This window comes from Verrucomicrobiia bacterium (assembly GCA_035946615.1).
Lineage (GTDB): Bacteria > Verrucomicrobiota > Verrucomicrobiia > Limisphaerales > UBA8199 > DASYZB01.
The window spans coordinates 1-16,846 of the sequence record DASYZB010000073.1; the positions used below are offsets into that span (position 1 = coordinate 1).

Sequence of the window (16,846 nt, forward strand, 5' to 3'; positions counted from 1 at the left end):
ATCCGGGTCGTCAGCTATCAAGGCCAGGCTCCGGGCCCCGGCAGGCACGCCGCTCCACGCCAGCGGCGGAGAAACATTTTTGCCCTCACAGGTGTATTTGACTGGAATCGCCTCACCCTCTGTAAATTCAGCGCTGGTCAGTTGCATAGTGCTCTTTTCTGGTTTTTGCGCCCAAACCGTACCCACCGCGGCAATGACGAGCGCCATTCCGAATGCCATGGCAACCTTCATGCCACACCTTACTCCAGGCAGCCGGGTCAAACAACTGGAAACCAGCGAAACCAGCTCAGCGGATTGGCTCAATTGGTTGAGCGCAGCACAGTTTTTTGGGGCTTGCGCAAGTTACGTCACCTAGATAACGTTACGTTCATGGCGCACCATGGTGAATCAGCAAGGATTGTTGTGGACGTGGAACCCGAGTTGAAGCGGAGGCTCTATGCCTCGCTTTCCCTGTCGGGCAGCACGTTGAAGGACTGGTTTATGAAAGTGGCATCGCAGTATTGCGAGGAGCAGAACCAGCCGTCATTTCTGAAGGAAGTGCGCTATGGCCTCAGCCGGCGAAGCAAGGGGCTGGTGGTGCGTGAGGAATATGAGCAGCCAAAGCCTGCGGCGGTGCTTGGGCCGAGCAATGGCAACGGCAATGGGGCCAAGGTATTCACGGTGGTTTCGATGTTTTCCGGCTGTGGAGGGATGGATTTGGGATTCACTGGCGGATTTGAGATCTTCGGGCGCCGGTACCGCTCGCTGCCGTTTGAGATAGTTTGGGCCAATGACACGAACGGGGCAGCTTGCAAAACGTACTGGCGAAACCTAGGGCACGATATTCACCGGGGGGACGTCTGGACTCTGATGGACACGCTGCCCAAAAGTGCTGATGTGCTAATTGGGGGATTCCCGTGCCAGGATATTTCGGTGAACGGAAAGCGGGCTGGTGTGAACGGAGCCCGCAGCGGGCTCTACAAGGCCATGATCGAGGGGATTAGACGGGTAAACCCAAAGGTGTTCGTGGCTGAGAATGTGAAAGCGCTGTTGCGGCATCCGGTGTGGCTGGAGCAGGTGCTCAATGACTTCAATGCGCTTGGCTACAAGCTGCACCACCAGCTTTACAAGGCGGCGGATTACGGCGTACCGCAGACCAGGGAACGTGTGATATTTGTAGGCACGCGGGGCGATGTGAAGCCGTTTGTGCCTCCTAAGGCGGAGCGGTCGCCGGCTAACTGGATGAGCGCCAAAGAGGCGATTGGTGACCTCGAGAATATGCAGCAGAACGCGGCCGTTAACCACATTTGGAGCTTCGCCGAGACCAGCCCAGAGCAAGGCAACCGGAAGCTGATTGCGGACCGGCCAGGCTACACCATCCGGGCGGAGTGCCACGGCAACATACAGTGGCACTACCGGCTACCGCGGAGAATTTCGATGCGCGAGGCGGCGAGATTCCAGTCCTTTCCTGACCGGTTCGTTTTCCTGTGCGGGCTAAGAGAAACGGAGCGGCAGGTGGGGAATGCTGTGCCGCCTGTGCTGGCGTGGCACGTCGCGCAAGCCGTTTTAGCGTGCTTCGGGTAAATCCTTGAATAGGTAATCTGAGGGCTTCCAGGGTTTCGCCCCGACATTGGCCAGGACATCAGCTCGTGCCAACCACTCCTTAATCCTGCTGTCCGGCGCAAAGTCCGATCCCCAATACGTAACGAAGAGTTCGGAGGGGAGATAGTGGGCCGCTTTGACCATTTGGTTCTCGATCACCTGCAGTGCCCTCCTGACGTGATTTCCGCCGCGGATCTTACTTTCTGGCGTGCCCGGTCTAGCGGTTGCACTACCTGCCGAAAAGATGTCGCGGGCAGCCAGGATGCCGTGGTAGGAGAGGAGGAAAGTCAGCGGTGCCACATATTTGGTCCTATTGTGGGAGGATCCCACGATCTGGGGAAAGAGCAACGACGCCTCCGCGCGCAGTTTCAGCTGCTCTGCCTCTTCCAATTGCGAGAACGGGCGCACCTGCAATTCGAGGGCTTTCTCGGGGCTGCTTTCGAGCCACCACAAACCTTCACCGCCTTTGAGGCGGTCGCGAGCGTATTTGCGGATGTATGTCATCCGCTCGTCCGCTGATAGCGCTGAAAACTGCTCGTATGTAATCCCGAACTTTGGGAAGAGGGGCCGCGTTGTGCCAATCTCGACCTCGAACCTGGGAACATGCGAGGTTCTGACGTGCATAACGCTCTCCTCGTAGCGGCCCCAGCGGACTCCGGGTTCGCCGCCCATTTTTCCGAAAACGATGTAGATGTGCTTCACGTCTTTGCTCCTGAAGCTCTCGAAAACGCTATTCGCGACCGAGCGCCAGGTGTCGTGGACTGTGAACTTCACTTCGATGCCGAACTGCCCGAGGACGATGTCGGGGAAGCCGTAGGGGTGAGGCGAGAAGTCCACCGGGATTTTGAACCTGCCCAGCAGGGTCTTGATGACCTGGCGGACGCGGTTTTCGAATGGCTTGGAGGCGTCATAGGTCCGACCTGACCTGCACTCGTCGGTCAGGCGGTCGCAAAGCTCACCAAGCAGTTTCTCGAATGTTTCGACGTTCAAGCAAGCTTTGTAGCGTTTTGGAGGCGGTTTTGCAAGGTGGCGGTCGAGCTTGGAGAGGACGGCGGCGGGCGAACGGAGCGAATGCTCCCAGATGCGCAGGACTCGCCAGCCTTGGTTTCGAAGGAGCGTCGAGACGGTACTGTCCCTCAGCCTGTTGCGGCGGATTTTCGGATTCCAGTAGGCGCCGCGTGACTTCGGCATTCGGCAATGCCAGCGGCAGCCGTGCCAGAAGCAGCCGTCGACAAAGACTGCGAGTCGGGCGAGGCGAAAGACGAAGTCGGGCCGGCCTGGCAGGCGCTGGCCTCTGCGCCAGCCCGTGATGCGGGCGGCTCGGAGCATGGCAGCAAACTTTAGCTCCGTCGCTTGGTTGCGAGTGGACCGGATGGCTGCCATGACTTGGCTGCGTTTTGTCTTTGTAAAGACGTCGGGCATGTCCGAGGCGTATAGTAGGTGATTCCAGGATTAATGTCAGGCGCGGTGGCGGATGTTGGAGCAGGAAGGTGCACATTTTTTGCCCGTTGGGATGGGCGGGTGGTTTCTATAGATGATGGGTCTGGGGGCTCTCCGGCCTTGAATCATGGTCACGAGAATCGTTGGTGACAAGCGGGCGCTTACTCACCTGGCCCGAAGGGATGTGCGAAAAGGGAGGGCAAGCCCTGCCCTTACATATGCTTTCACGTTCCAAAACGAAAAAGACAGCAGCTGGTCGACAAAGACAATCAAAGTAGAGGCTGGTAACTCCTTTCTCGCAATGCGGATTCGCGCATGTCAAACAAAGTAAGTATTTTGCTCATGAGAGGTGTGGGTGGGTTAAGTAACCAGTTGTTCTCTGTCTTGCAAATGGCCTTTTCATGGAAGTTATGCGCTGGGTTTGACTCAATCCGATGAAGCGCTAAGCTCTGATCGTGCATCCGGCCTTCTTTTTCTTTGTCGTCCCAGCCGTCGCCTTCCCAGCCATCGCTGCGGAAGTGTCATCCAGGGGAACTGCAGACACGGTTCAGATCCTCGATACCATCCGGCAAAAGTATAATTTTCCAGCACTTGCCGTCGTTGTCGTCAAGAACGGATTGATTTGTGATCGCGCAGCCGTGGGCGTGCGCAAGGTTGGTGAGCCGGCATCCGTGACGACTAACGACGTATTCCATATCGGTTCCTGCACCAAATCGATGACCGCGATGCTCGCCGCCATGCTCATCGAGGAGGGCAAGTTACGCTGGGATACAACCATTCCCGAGGTGTTCCCCGAGTTCAAAGCTACAATGAACAAGGCCTACCAGAATGCGACTGTGGAACAACTGCTCACCCATCGCGGGGGCGTCTCGGCCGAGCCGCCCGCCGATGCCTGGAGCCGCGCCTGGGAGCAACAGGGCACGCCAATTCAGCAACGCTACGAATTCATCCAGGCGGTCCTGAGCCGGCCACCGGCCGCAGAGCCCGGCGCCAGGTTCATTTATTCAAACCAGGGCTACGCGATTGTGGGCGCAATGCTCGAAAAGCTCACCGGCGCGCCCTGGGAACAACTGATTACAGAACGGCTATTCAAACCGCTGCACATCAGTTCCGCCGGTTTTGGTCCGCCAGGGACCATTGGCAAAGTCGATGAGCCTTGGGGCCACAGCCGCGTGCTCGGAGCCGTGAAGCCCAGCCAGTCTGATAACCCGCCAGCCATCGCGCCTGCAGGCCGGGTGCATTGCTCGCTCGACGATCTTGCCGCCTATGCCATCGCCACCATGCGCGGCGAACGGCGGGGCGGGCTGTTAAAGCCGGAAACATTTCGCAAACTCCACACACCCCCGGCTGGACAGGATTACGCCTGCGGCTGGGCCAGTGTCAGCCGAAGCTGGGCCGGCGGGAAGGCCCTGACTCATGCCGGGTCAAACACGATGTGGTATTTGGTAATGTGGCTTGCGCCGGAAAAGGATTTCGCCGTCATTACCGCAACTAACATCGCGGGAGATAACGCCGCCAAAGGCTGTGACGAGGTCGCCGCCGCAATGATCAAAAAATGGTTGGGGAAGTAATTACTGAGGAGTCCGTAACATGCGCTACAACCGTAAGCTGCCGAGCATTCTCCCTCTCCCCTTCCGACTCGCCGCGCTGTCGCGCCGTCGCAGCGGGAGGGGAGAGGGCCGGGGAGAGGAGTCCCTGTAGTCGCTTCTCCCTCCCCCTTCCGGTATCTATTTAGCCATCCAAAATGGCCCTGTTCGGTTCGGCCACAAGGTGATTATCGCTCTCCAGGTCCTTGCGCTAACTAACTTAACTTCATGTGCCCCGTTGGTGGGGCTGAGGGCGGAGGATCGCCCGAGAATCCCGAAGGGATTCCGCCCTCCAGCCCGGGGTTGCGACCCCGCCCTTTCAACACGAGCTTATTCATTTGAGTGGGCTGAGCTTTTTCCCCGCGCAGCGTTTGGGTGGAGAAGATTAGAAAGGGCGGGGGAGCTACCCTGGGAAAATTGTCGCGGAGCCGAGCCAACCTCGAAGAGGTTGCGCCCGTTCGCCCCTTCCGTTAATCCCACACGTAGCGCTCGTCCCTCTGCATGTCGTGCTTGCGAAGCAAAACCCGAAGTTCATTCTTTTGAGCCATGAATTGGAAACCCGTTTGGTTTCCTTCACTCATTCCGCCTGGGTAACTCCTCACCCGCTAAAAACTCTTTCAATTCCCGCAGAAACGGCTCGATATCCGTCACCAACCCAATGGCCTGGAAGGTGCCCCGGTCCGTCAGCTTGGTGATCACGGAGGGGTTGCTATCCACACAGATGGTTTTGACGCTGGCGGGCAGCAAATTGCCCACCGCGATGGAATGCAGCCCATCATCAAGGCGATAGTCACCCCGCCCAGTTTCGAGCGCATCGCCTTTTGTGCCTCGACCTGTGTGCACCACCGCCGGCCCGGCCACCACGAGAATCTTTCCCCCTCCCTCCTTGGCGCGCCGGAATTCGGCCGCTATCTCCCGAATGATCGCGCTCTTGGGCTTCTCACTCGACACATTACTGGCCATGAACTCGAACGCACTCGGGCGCTCGGTGGACCGTTGCACCGGCATCACCCGGATGCCGTGATGGCCCATGGCTATCTGCATCCCGCGGCGCGCCTGGGAAAACTTCACCGTCTGCGCAACCTGCCGTTCGACATCCACCGCAATGCCGCAATCCATTGTGGCCGGTTGCGCCTGAATCCATTTGCCGCTCAAATTCACAAACGTCTGCTGGTTGGTGGTGACGTAAAAGTCCTCCGGGAACACGCCATCGGCGGGTGCTTCGACCAGACGCACCGGCGTTTGCTCGACCACTTCCGCGCCGTGCTGGCGCAAGCGCCGCACGATGTCATCCACGGCGCTAGTGGACGGCCCGAACACATCGATCAGCGCATAACTCGGGTCATTGCGCTGTTTGCCAATCTGGACCTCCCGAATTGTAAAAGACCCGCCGCAGGTCAGGATTTCATCCAGCACCTTCGGCAGAATCAACGAATCGATGATATGCCCCCGCAATTCGATCTGTTCAGAAAACATAAGAACCCTTTTCGATTAGACGCAAAACCCTGGAATCTCCTGGCTGAAACGAAAACCGCACCGCGAAGCGTCGGCGACGCTGACGCTTCCCGTACGAAATTCAGAATGGTGGAGGCGCCGGGAGTTGAACCCGGGTCCTTGGCAAATCTACCAGCCGCGACTACATGCTTAGTCAGGAGAGAGTTTTCTGCCGGACGATAACGGCCTGACACCGAGCTGCCCAGCCTAGCCCACAGGATAAGAGATTCAGCCGCCGGCGCGCGGGCGCCGCTAGCGGCCTAACCTGCTGTGGCGTTCGTCCGGCGTAGCAGGTGTCCACCAGCGAACGTCGCGGCATTAGGCCGCGAGAGCTAATTCTTGGTTAGCTGTTTTGTTTGGTCCGATTTTTAACGAGGCCCACGAACCATCCTCGGCATGCCGCCTCTGGCGTACCTGCAAAGTCGAAACCAGTACGCCCCCATGCGGAACACCGTTATTCTCGTTCATTTTCATCAGCCCGTCAAGAAAACCAGGCAGCATGCAGGCCAATGACAAGATCGGTTTCCAACCTTTGTAGGAGACCAACCTTTGTAGCAGACGACGTAAGGAGTCGCTGATTAAGATAAGATTGTCTGCTTACCCTTTTGGTTCACCCTGAAGTTGCTGATCAGAGACTCGACTCCTTACGTCGTTTCCTACATTCGGCAACCGGTTTTCCACTGGCACAAGGCGGGAAATCAGCAGACAATCGGTTGCGCGCAGAGTTTGGGCAAACCACACATGCGCTAGCGCCCTTATGAAGCAATTCAATCGCAGGCAATTCATCCGCCAAACAACACTCGCGTCGCTGGCCGGAGGCGCGCTCTTCACCGGTGTATCGGCAAAGCCCCAGCCGCAACGCCGGATGACAATGGACCTGGTGTGCGGCAATATCGGGGTTTCGGCCAACCAGCTCGAGGCCATCGAACTTGCGGCGCGGCATGGATTCGAATCGGTCGGCGCCGATGGCGCTTTCCTGGCCAAACTCTCCGATGACCAAATGGCGGAGCTTAAATCCTCGATGAAAAGCCAGGGCATCATCTTTGGCGCTGCCGGGCTGCCGGTGGAATTTCGACGGGACGAGGCCCAGTTCAACGAGGGGCTGAAAGGCTTGCCCAAATTCGCCGCCGGCCTTCAGCGAGCCGGGGTGGACCGCGCCGCGACGTGGCTTACGCCGTGCCATGACACGCTGCCCTATCTGGAGAATTTTCGCCAGCATGTAACCCGTTTGGGCAGTGTGGCCCAGACGCTCAAGGAGCACGGGGTTCGGCTGGGCCTGGAATATGTCGGCCCAAAAACTTCCTGGGCCAGCCGCCGTTATACGTTTATTCATACGCTGGCCGAAATGAAGGACCTCATCGCTGCCATCGATACTGGCAACGTGGGGTTCGTGCTGGATAGCTGGCATTGGTGGCAGGCCGGCGATACCGTGGCTGACTTGCTCGCTCTTAAGGGAAATCAGGTCATTGCGGTCGATTTAAACGATGCGCCCGCGGGCATTCCCAAAGACCAACTGCCCGATGGCCGGCGAGAACTGCCCTGCGCAACCGGCGTGATTGATGTGGGCGCTTTTCTATCCGCCCTTAACCAGATCGGCTATGACGGGCCTGTCCGGGTCGAACCCTTTAATCAGGTCGTAAATAAAATGCCCAAGGAGGAGGCCTGTGCGGTGGTGGCCGCAGCGCTCAAAAAAGCGTTTGCTCTGAAGGCGGGTGGCGGCCATTTCTAAAAGCACGTTTTAAGAATAGATTGCCGCCATCCTCGTCCTCGATTTTCAAGGGGTGAGCGGTGCCGCCCCGCACTGCCATTGCGTTTAGGCGACTGCTGCGCGAACCGCGATCTCCCTCTCCCCTTCCGCAGGGGAGAGGGTCGGGCAGAGGGGTCCCTCTATGCGTAGTCCATCCCACGGTCCTCCCAACTCCCCGGGACCGGGCAGGCAGGGCTGAGGATTCAGCTCTGCAGTTGGGGTTTTAGGCGCTTAAAGCGTGCTGACCGTGTAGAACCGCTTTCCAGGGCCAATAGGGTCTGTGACGGTTTTGACTGTGCCGTCACCGGTGACGGTGGTCAGCAATTGCCAGGCGGGGTCAGTCAGGTCGTTCTTATAGAGCACTTGGTAAGTGGTGGCCACTTGCGTCGGGAATGTAATTTTGAAGGTGCCGGGGGTGCTGACCGATGACCCAACGGTGACACGCAGCTTCGAGACCAGGCTCATGTCGTCAAAGTACACCGAGCCGGCACCGCCCTGGGTGCCCACATGGAAAACCGTTTGATAACGGACGTATGCGGTCCCTGCAGGAGCAGTTAGGTAGCGGGTGTTGCCCACGACCGAGTAATCGCTGTAGAAGGCGATAATGTTGGTGACCGGCAGATCGATCCAGGTGTCGGTCGGGAAGGTGGAATCGATGATGGCCGACTTATACAGGCCAATGATATTGCCATTGCCATCGTGGAAATGCACTTCGACCCACGCCGTATTGTCGGCAGCGATTTGATCGGAGCTCGAAGTATAAACCCAGCCGTCCGCCACGAAGATTGACCCCGGCGCCACGGTGTGGATGTCATCCGTGCGGACGTCCTGGTAAAAGCCGTTGTAAGAGCCCGCCCCGGCGCCATAGGCCTGGCCGGCGTTGGTCCCGCCATGCACATCGACGGGCGTGCCTGTCCCGAAATAATAATTATTCGTGCTCACTATAGCGGCCCCGTTGTAAGAGGACCAATAGGGCGCAAACCCGGGTCCGGCCTCAAGTCCTGGATCGCTGAGATAATTGGCCGCTTCCACAGCCGTAACAATCGTCAAAGTCGCTGGAGCGGTGGTGATGCTGCCGTTGACGTCCGAGACCCGCACCGTGTAGCTGCCGGCGTCCGCAATGGTCAGGTTCGACACCGTCAGGCTGGCGGTGGTTGCTCCGGAGATATTGCCGCCATCGACCAGGTCGGTTGAATCCTTCTGCCATTGATAATGCAGCGTTGTACCTCCGGCGGCTGTGACGCTGAAGGTGACCGACTGGCCCACAATCCGGGTATGGCTGAGCGGCGACTCGCTAATGTCGGGGTCGGTTCCGGCAATTTTGGTCAGATTCAGATCATCAAAATAAATCGAACCGCCTGGGTAGCCACCGAGCTGCACAAATAGGACCTGGTAACGCACTTTCGCTGTCCCAGCGGGAGCCGTGAAACTGGAGACGGTGTTGGTGATGGTGGTCAGGTAGGGGTCGCTGAGGTCATAGGCATTTGTTACAGCCAGGTCGTACCAGGTGTTAGACACCACCCCATCGGCGCTCGATGGGTCAAGAATGTACGAGCGATACAATGCCAGCACCTGGTCAGTCGAATCGCGGAAGGTGACTTCAAACCAAAACTGGTTGCCGCTCTGAATCAAATCCTGCCGGTGAGATAAGGCGAAACCACTTGCCGACCATACCGAACCGGCGCCGGCCACGACATCCTGGTAATAGCCGTTTGAATTGTAACCGCCGGTGAAGCTGCCGTAAGTCTTGCCCACGTACTCACCGCTGTGGGTCAGGACATTCGAGGCCCCAACGGTGCTGCCGCCATTGTAATAAAGGTTGTTGGTCGATTCCACTGCATGGGCACCATAAGGGGTCCACCCGGTGGAATCACCCGTCTCGAATCCGGAGTTGATTAAAACATTGCTGGCAGCCTGGACCAGGCCGCCGGTTAAAACCAGCAGCAGGGCTGTGCCAAATCCGATGCGCGCCACCAGGCGCGCAGGTAATGTGGTTCTCTTACTCTTCAACGGATGGGGGTTAGTCATAATATTTATGTTGTTCTTTTTATTGGTTTGGGGCAGAGGTCGGAAGTCCGCTCACAACTCACGTTCGGTGATTTAGCGCAACTACTGGGATTTGGTCAAATCATTTTTTGCTTTTTTTTCAAAGCGGCCCCGGGGCGGTTGGTCCATCTCCTGTTACGTTTGCATTTGGGCGAAAGGACGATTAATATTGTCCAGTAGCACATACGAAACAGACCGAAGAACCATACGGGAACTTCTTTTATGAAAATCAAACGGCGCGAGTTTCTCAAACGATCGGCCCTCGGGATGGGCGGCATGCTGGCGGGAATGCGGTTGGCGGAGGCGGTCGAAGCCACGCCGGCCGGGTTTGATCCCTACGAATTTGTGCCTTTGGGCCGCAGCGGACTTAAGGTGAGCCGGTTTTGCCTTGGAACCGGGGTCCATGGTGGGAACCGGCAATCAGATGCCACGCGGATGGGCAAGGAGAAATTCGAGGCGCTCATCCAGGGCTCTTATGATCGGGGTGTCCGGTTGTTCGACCTGGCGGACCTCTATGGCACACACCCTTTCCTGGCGCCCGCCTTAAAAGGCATCCCGCGCGATAAATATTCCATTGTCTCAAAAATCTGGTTCAGGCCCGGGGGCATTCCCGACAAGGACCGGCCCGATGCCGATGTGGTGGTCCATCGGTTCCTCAAAGAGATAGGGACCGATTACCTCGACCTGGTCCTGCTGCATTGTGTCGAGTCCGGCGCGTGGCCGCAGGAATTGCGCAAGCAAATGGACCTGATGGAAGAAATGAAACAAAAAGGCGTCATCCGGGCGCACGGGGTTTCCTGCCACTCGATACCGGCCCTTGAAGCCGCGGCCAATGAGCCTTGGGTCGATTCGGTTCATACCCGCATCAACCCATTTCAGATGAGCATGGATGGGCCGCCCGATGAGGTTTCGCCGGTGCTCAAGAAGCTCCACGCGGCAGGCAAGGGAGTGGTTGGCATGAAGATTATTGGCGAGGGCCGCCTGCGCAACAGCCCTGAGAAACGGGACCAATCCGCCCGGTACGTCCTCGGCTTGGGTTGTGTGGATGTGTTGAATGTCGGGTTCGAGAAGGTCGAAGAGATTGACGACTTCGCCGCAACGGTGCGCAGAGTGCAGCGCGCGTGAGAGGCTGCTTCAATTAATAGAGGCTTGGGGTTGGGGATGCCGGTTTTTCCGAGCCTATTTTGCCGTCAGCACGACATAGTTTCTTTTTCCTTTGCGCAAGAGCAGATGTTTTGCAAAGAGCAAATCCTGCGCTGTGATGGCGCGCTGCGGGTTGGCCTCACGCACATTGTTCACGTACACGCCGCCGCCCTCGACATCTTTGCGCGCCTGGCCTTTCGACGAGGATAGGCCGCTGTGCACCAGCAGTTCCACCAAAGGCTGGCCGGCATTGCCGAGCCGGCTACGCTCGATGTCCCGCGTTGGCACTTCACCCACGATTTCATTGAAGGTCCCTTCTGAAACGCCGGCCAACTCGCCGCCAAACAGGATGTCACTGGCCCGCATCGCTTCTGCGGTGGCGTCCGAACCGTGGACCAAATCGGTGACCGCCTTCGCCAGGGCCTTATGCGCAGTGCGCGCCCCGGGGTTTTTGGCGTGCTGCTTATCGAGCGCGCCGATCTCTTCCTGGGAGAGCAGGGTGAAGTAATTCAGGTATTGCATGACGTCACGGTCATCGGTGCGAATCCAGAACTGGTAAAACTTGTAGGTGCTGGTTCGGGCCGGGTCAAGCCAGACGGTGCCCGATTCGGTTTTGCCGAACTTGGCGCCATCGGCCTTGGTAATGAGCGGCAGGGTCAGCCCATAAACGGTGCGCCCGAGCTTTTTACGGGTCAGTTCGATGCCGGCGGTGATATTGCCCCACTGATCGCTGCCCCCGATCTGCAACTCGCAATTGTACTCGCGGCATTGGACATAAAAATCAAAGGCCTGCAGCAGCATGTAGCTGAATTCGGTGTAGCTGATCCCCACCTCGCGGTCTTCCATGCGCGCCCGGATGCTTTCCTTGGCCATCATCTGGTTGACCGAAAAGTGCTTGCCAATGTCGCGCAGGAACTCGAGGTAGCTCACCGGCTCTGTCCAGGTGATGTTGTCCAGCAAACGCGCAGGATTGGTTTTGCTGTCGAAATCGAGGAACCGCTGGAGTTGCCGGCGTATGCCGGCGATATTGGCATCGAGGACCTCCTTGGTGAGCAATTGGCGCTCCTGAGTTTTGCCGCTGGGGTCCCCAATGCAGCCGGTGGCCCCGCCGGCCAGCGCAATGGGATGATGCCCCAGTAGCTGAAACCGCCTCAGGGCCAGCAACGGAACCAGACTGCCCACATGCAGGCTGTCAGCCGTCGGGTCGAAGCCGCAATACAGGGTGATAGGACCGGTTGCCAGGCGTTTGGCCAATTCCTGCGCATCGGTGCAATCGGCAATTAGTCCGCGCCATTGGAGTTCGTCCAAAATGCTCATTCGCCCGGAGAATAGTGTGCAGCAGCCCAAACTCAAATTCCGAGTTAGCTTCTGAATCATAACCGCAAATCAACCCAAATGAACGCGAATTCTGTCGAGACCCCGGCCAAGTAACAAACAAAGAACGACACAAGCAAGAATCGAAAAAGCTGCCGCTCAACCTGATTCGCGTCCATCGGCGTTCATTCGAGGTTCGTTGACACTCCTTCGGACGGCTGTTAACTTTCGTCTCCTTTGTCGCGGCGCATGGATTACAAGAACACACTAAATCTGCCCCAAACCGGTTTCCCGATGAAGGCCGACCTGGTCGCGCGGGAGCCGGACCGGTTGAAGAAATGGGCGGCTGCCGGCCTGTATGGGCAGGTCCAGGCCAGACGCGCGGGGGCCCCCCGATTTGTATTGCACGACGGCCCTCCCTTTGCCAACGGCGATGTCCACATCGGGACGGCCTTGAACAAAATTCTGAAGGATTTCGTGGTGCGCTATAAGGCCCTGCGCGGGTTTAATGCTCCCTATATTCCCGGCTGGGATTGTCACGGGCTGCCCATCGAGTTCCAGGTCACCCAGGAGATGCGCAAAGCAGGCAACACGGCCTCGGACCAGGCCTCGATACGCCGTGCATGCGAGGCCTACGCGCGGAAGTACATCGATATTCAGCGGGCCCAATTCAAGCGTTTGGGAATTCTGGGGGACTGGGAACACCCGTACCTGACCTTTGATAAAGAGTATGAGGCCGAAGAGTTAAGGCTCTTTGCCGATATCGTCGAGCAGGGTTTTGTGTATCGGGGCAAGAAGCCGGTGTATTGGAGCATCCCATGCCGCACCGCGCTGGCAGAAGCCGAGGTCGAGTACAAGGAACATGTCAGCCAAAGCATCTTTGTCAAATTTGCCCTCCTGGGTCATCCAGGCGCCTCCGTTGTAATTTGGACCACGACCCCGTGGACCTTGCCGGCCAACCTGGCGGTGGCCTATAATTCCACCTTCAGCTATTCCCTCGTCCAAGTGGGGCGGGAGCAATTCATCGTCTCGGCGCTGTTGCTCTCGGCCATAGCTGAGAAGTGCGGCTGGCAGGGCTACCAAATTGTGCGCAGCCTCGATGGAGGGCATCTCAACCAACTCGAATACCAGCACCCGTTCTGCCCCAGGACTGGCCGCTTTTTTGCCGGTGATAGTTTTGTCGATAACGTGACCGGCACCGGTTTTGTCCACATCGCCCCGGGTCACGGCCTGGAAGATTATCAACTCGGGTCCGAGCACGGCCTGCCGATTTATTCCCCGGTGGATGATGAGGGCCGCCTTGCTTATACGAACGACCTGCCCATTGAGCAACAAATGCCCGCCGAAATGATCGGCAAATCCATCCTGGAAAAGCACGGCAAAAGCGACGCCAATGAGGCCGTGCTGCATGAACTGCGCGCCCGCAATGCGCTGTTGCACCAGGAGAATTATCACCACAGCTACCCCCACTGCTGGCGCAGCAAAACCCCGGTCATCTTCCGCGCCATGGACCAATGGTTCATCGAAATCGACCACGCCAGCTTCCGCCAGCGGGCATTGGCTGAAATCGAGCGCGTGCGCTGGGTTCCCGAGTGGGGCAAGAGCCGCATCGAGGCCGCCGTCCAGAGTCGGCCCGATTGGTGCATCTCGCGCCAGCGCGCGTGGGGTGTGCCCATTCCGGCGTTCTATGATGCCCAGAAGACCCCTATTCTCGATGCGCAAATTGTCCGCAACGCCGCCGGCCTGATCGAAAAGCATGGCTCGAATGTCTGGTTTGAAAAAACCCTCGCCGAACTCTGGCAGGCCGTCAGGCCCGCCGGATGGAAAGGCCCGGAACCGTCGGCAAAGTCTAACGATACGCTGGATGTTTGGATCGATTCGGGGTCCTCTTCACGGGCCGTCGTAGCCCGGCGCCCCGAGCTGCGCGGGAAAGAGAAGCCGTTCCAGTGCGATATGTACCTGGAAGGAAGCGACCAACACCGCGGCTGGTTTCAATCATCGTTGTTGCTCTCGCTGGCCGGCAACGGCGCCGCCCCTTATCGCACCGTGCTGACGCACGGGTTCATGGTCGATGAAGACCGCGAAAAGATTTCCAAGAGCAAACAAAGCGGTTACGAAAAGCCGCAAACCGCCGATGCTTATGTGAAACGCTACGGCGCCGATGTCGTGCGCCTTTGGGTGGCTTCCCAGGATTATCGCAATGACCTGGTCGTCAGCGAAAAACGAATCGACAAAGTTGGCGAAACCTATCGCATCATCCGCAATGCCCTTCGCTATCAACTGGCGAACCTGTTTGATTTCGAGCCGTCTAAAAACTCTGTCCCTGATGAGAGCCTCACCGGGCTGGATCGCTGGATACTCGACGAGTTTTCCCACCTTGAACAAGAGGTCATCGGGGCCTTTGACCAATTCGAGTTCCATACCGTGTACCAGAAGGTCAGCCAATTCATCGCAGTCGAACTGTCGGCTATCTACCACGATGTGGTCAAAGACCGGCTCTACACCGACCCGCCAAACTCATCTCGCCGGCGCTCGACCCAAACCACTCTGTGCCGCATCTGCCCCGGCCTGTGTCAAATGCTCAGCCCAATCCTGGCCTTTACCACGGATGAGGCCTGGGAGTTTTTGCCTGGGATGGCGGATTCATCGCCGCAGTTGCTCCCCTGGGAACCCAAGCCATTCGCGCGGCCCGGCGCGGAGCGGGCGTTGTGGAAAGGTCTGTTCGATTTGCGTGAGCTTGCTCTCGCGGCATTGGAGAAGTCCAGGCAGGCCAAGGAAATCGGCAAAGCCCTCGAAGCGAAGCTGACGTTTGCCGGGGAATCCGCCGGCTTGGCTGAGGCGGAGCGAAACCTGGAGTCATTGCGCGAACTGCTGAACGTGTCGCAACTTGAAATCAGGCGGGAAGGCAGCGGTCAAATCACCGTTGTAGTGAGCAAAGCAGCAGGAACCAAATGCGAGCGCTGCTGGCACTGGGAAACCGATGTGGGCTCGTCTCCTGAGCACCCCACCCTCTGCGGGCGCTGTGTGGCAGCGGTGCGAACCAGCCCGGCGGTTGCCTAGCCTTAGGGGGCGTAGGGTGTCCTGGGCGCCGGCACGGGCGCCATGGCGCCACCGGGGATATTGATCGAATCACCGGGTCTTAACCTGCTGAAATTGATGTTGGGATTCGCCGCCTGGATGGCCGCCTCGGGTACGCCATAGATCATCCCTATCACTGCGGCGGTATCCCCTGGGCGCAGCGTATAAGTGCGCTTGGGTGGCGGCGCGACGCTGGTGGGCTCAGGGGGCAGTTGCTGGCCGGCAGCAATCGCATTGGCCTTGAGCTGATCCACCTCGAGTTGCTTCATTTCGATGTTCTTTTGTTCGCTCGTCAGGTTGGTGTTGGCCTGGATGGCGTCCTGCTGTTCGAGGGCGGCAAGATTGATTTGATAAATGCTCCGCGCGGCTTCCGGTGTGCCCGCCTGGTCGGCGGTGGCAACCGCGTCGCGATAAACCGGGTCGTGGAGCATCACATATTCCTCGTAGCGCTGCGGGCCGAGGGCGAGCTTAATGGCGTTTTCGCGCTGGGCTTCGAGGTCCTGTCGTGCCGAAACTGCGCTGGGGTCGGTGCTATCGGCGAGCAATTCGATCTGCTGGTCGAGGCTGTCGGTGGCCCGGAACACGGCGCGAAATTCATCCGGCGTGGCATTGAAATAGGTAAGCTGTCCAAAATCTGCCCGGAGATCATTGGCGTATTGGGAATAGCGCAACAGGTACTCTTCGAGTTGAGGCGGAGAGAGCACTTGGGCGAGGTCATCGCGGGTTTGCTGCCGGAGCTTGGCCAACTCAACCGGGTCGGCTTGTTTCCCCTGGGCGCGTTGAGCGTTGAGATAAGCCTGGATGCGGTCCTCGGAACGCTGGCTGATGTTCTGGATGGCCTGCTTTGTGTCCGACGGAAGCGTGCCCAGCAATGGGCCGTCCAGCACAACACCCGCATGCGAGGGGCGCGGCAGGTTGACCAGGTCGCCGGCTTCCCAGTTTGTTCCCAGCAGACGGGTCAGCAGGGCTCGCCGTTCGTCATCCAGCGCGCGGGCCTTTTCGAAAGCCATCTGCATCACATTAGTGTCCGGTTCACTCCGCCACCATTGCTGCTCAGGGGTGACCAGCTCCGTGGCGCGGCGGCGGGAATAAAGCGCGTTGACATCGGCAATGATGATGTCGCGGATGGTTTGCTCCGGGCAGCCAATATCGCGCAGATTGGCGATGTATGTGGGATAATCGGGCGACTCGACCTCTTGCCAGGAAAAGAACTGGCGGCGGACGATAATGTTGGTGCGCCCGGCGCTGGCTGGTGCGTTGGTTCCTGCGTCTAAAGCCAGAGTGGTGAGGCGGCGAGGATGGGGCAAAGCCATCCACACGGCGGCACCCAAGAGGTTGACGCCGAGCGAAACCAAGGCAATGACGCGCCAGCGCATACAGGTATTTACCCGGAAATGTGCTCCATATCAAATCCGAA

11 protein-coding genes and 1 other RNA gene are annotated in these 16,846 nt (G+C 58.3%); 5 read left to right on the plus strand and 7 right to left on the minus strand.

What is annotated here, in order from left to right:
• A partial coding sequence (locus tag VG146_10845; protein ID HEV2392844.1) for a YbhB/YbcL family Raf kinase inhibitor-like protein occupies window positions 1-207 on the minus strand: 207 nt, incomplete at its 3' end.
• Window positions 208-402: 195 nt separating this feature from the next.
• Here VG146_10845 and VG146_10850 point away from each other — a divergent pair.
• Entirely contained in the window at window positions 403-1,563 is a 1,161-nt protein-coding gene (locus VG146_10850) for a DNA cytosine methyltransferase (GenBank protein HEV2392845.1), read from the plus strand.
• Here the strand turns inward: VG146_10850 and VG146_10855 are convergent.
• Window positions 1,546-3,003: a very short patch repair endonuclease gene (locus tag VG146_10855; GenBank protein ID HEV2392846.1), complete on the minus strand. Its 1,458-nt coding sequence runs from the start codon at window positions 3,001-3,003 to the stop codon at window positions 1,546-1,548. The genes VG146_10850 and VG146_10855 overlap by 18 nt on opposite strands.
• Window positions 3,004-3,476: 473 nt before the next feature.
• Between VG146_10855 and VG146_10860 the strand changes: the two genes are divergently transcribed.
• Entirely contained in the window at window positions 3,477-4,592 is a 1,116-nt protein-coding gene (locus tag VG146_10860) for a serine hydrolase domain-containing protein (GenBank protein HEV2392847.1), read from the plus strand.
• Window positions 4,593-5,180: 588 nt separating this feature from the next.
• Here VG146_10860 and VG146_10865 read toward each other — a convergent pair.
• Both VG146_10865 and ssrA read right to left on the minus strand, forming a co-directional pair.
• A complete protein-coding gene (locus VG146_10865) occupies window positions 5,181-6,083 on the minus strand; it encodes a hypothetical protein (protein HEV2392848.1) in 903 nt (300 codons plus the stop codon).
• A 106-nt stretch (window positions 6,084-6,189) separates the two neighbouring features.
• Window positions 6,190-6,542: a transfer-messenger RNA gene (ssrA, locus tag VG146_10870) on the minus strand.
• A gap of 316 nt (window positions 6,543-6,858) precedes the next feature.
• Here ssrA and VG146_10875 point away from each other — a divergent pair.
• Entirely contained in the window at window positions 6,859-7,830 is a 972-nt protein-coding gene (locus tag VG146_10875; protein HEV2392849.1) for a sugar phosphate isomerase/epimerase family protein, read from the plus strand.
• 249 nt (window positions 7,831-8,079) lie between these two features.
• Here VG146_10875 and VG146_10880 read toward each other — a convergent pair whose 3' ends face one another.
• Entirely contained in the window at window positions 8,080-9,876 is a 1,797-nt protein-coding gene (locus VG146_10880) for an immunoglobulin domain-containing protein (GenBank protein HEV2392850.1), read from the minus strand.
• 240 nt (window positions 9,877-10,116) lie between these two features.
• On the opposite strand from VG146_10880, the gene VG146_10885 reads away from it, so the two are divergent.
• Window positions 10,117-11,019 carry an aldo/keto reductase gene (locus VG146_10885; protein ID HEV2392851.1) on the plus strand — a complete coding sequence of 301 codons (903 nt, stop codon included), beginning with the start codon at window positions 10,117-10,119 and terminating at the stop codon, window positions 11,017-11,019.
• Window positions 11,020-11,073: 54 nt separating this feature from the next.
• Here VG146_10885 and tyrS read toward each other — a convergent pair whose 3' ends face one another.
• The gene (tyrS, locus tag VG146_10890) at window positions 11,074-12,354 is read right to left on the minus strand and encodes a tyrosine--tRNA ligase (GenBank protein HEV2392852.1); all 1,281 of its coding nucleotides are present in this window, start codon (window positions 12,352-12,354) and stop codon (window positions 11,074-11,076) included.
• Window positions 12,355-12,588: 234 nt separating this feature from the next.
• Here tyrS and ileS point away from each other — a divergent pair, with 234 nt between their 5' ends.
• Window positions 12,589-15,411 (plus strand): isoleucine--tRNA ligase, encoded by a 2,823-nt coding sequence (gene ileS / locus VG146_10895; GenBank protein HEV2392853.1) that lies wholly within the window; start codon window positions 12,589-12,591, stop codon window positions 15,409-15,411.
• Between the two features lie 2 nt (window positions 15,412-15,413).
• Here the strand turns inward: ileS and VG146_10900 are convergent, their stop codons facing one another.
• The gene (locus tag VG146_10900; protein ID HEV2392854.1) at window positions 15,414-16,805 is read right to left on the minus strand and encodes a LysM peptidoglycan-binding domain-containing protein; all 1,392 of its coding nucleotides are present in this window, start codon (window positions 16,803-16,805) and stop codon (window positions 15,414-15,416) included.
• Between the last annotated feature and the right edge of the window lie 41 nt (window positions 16,806-16,846).

Coding starts and splice junctions, on each gene's coding strand:
- tyrS (HEV2392852.1), bottom strand. CDS start 12,354: ATGAGCATTTTGGACGAACTCCAATGGCGCGGACTAATTGCCGATTGC.
- VG146_10865 (HEV2392848.1), bottom strand. CDS start 6,083: ATGTTTTCTGAACAGATCGAATTGCGGGGGCATATCATCGATTCGTTG.
- VG146_10880 (HEV2392850.1), bottom strand. CDS start 9,876: ATGACTAACCCCCATCCGTTGAAGAGTAAGAGAACCACATTACCTGCG.
- VG146_10855 (HEV2392846.1), bottom strand. CDS start 3,003: ATGCCCGACGTCTTTACAAAGACAAAACGCAGCCAAGTCATGGCAGCC.
- VG146_10875 (HEV2392849.1), top strand. CDS start 6,859: ATGAAGCAATTCAATCGCAGGCAATTCATCCGCCAAACAACACTCGCG.
- VG146_10900 (HEV2392854.1), bottom strand. CDS start 16,805: ATGCGCTGGCGCGTCATTGCCTTGGTTTCGCTCGGCGTCAACCTCTTG.
- VG146_10885 (HEV2392851.1), top strand. CDS start 10,117: ATGAAAATCAAACGGCGCGAGTTTCTCAAACGATCGGCCCTCGGGATG.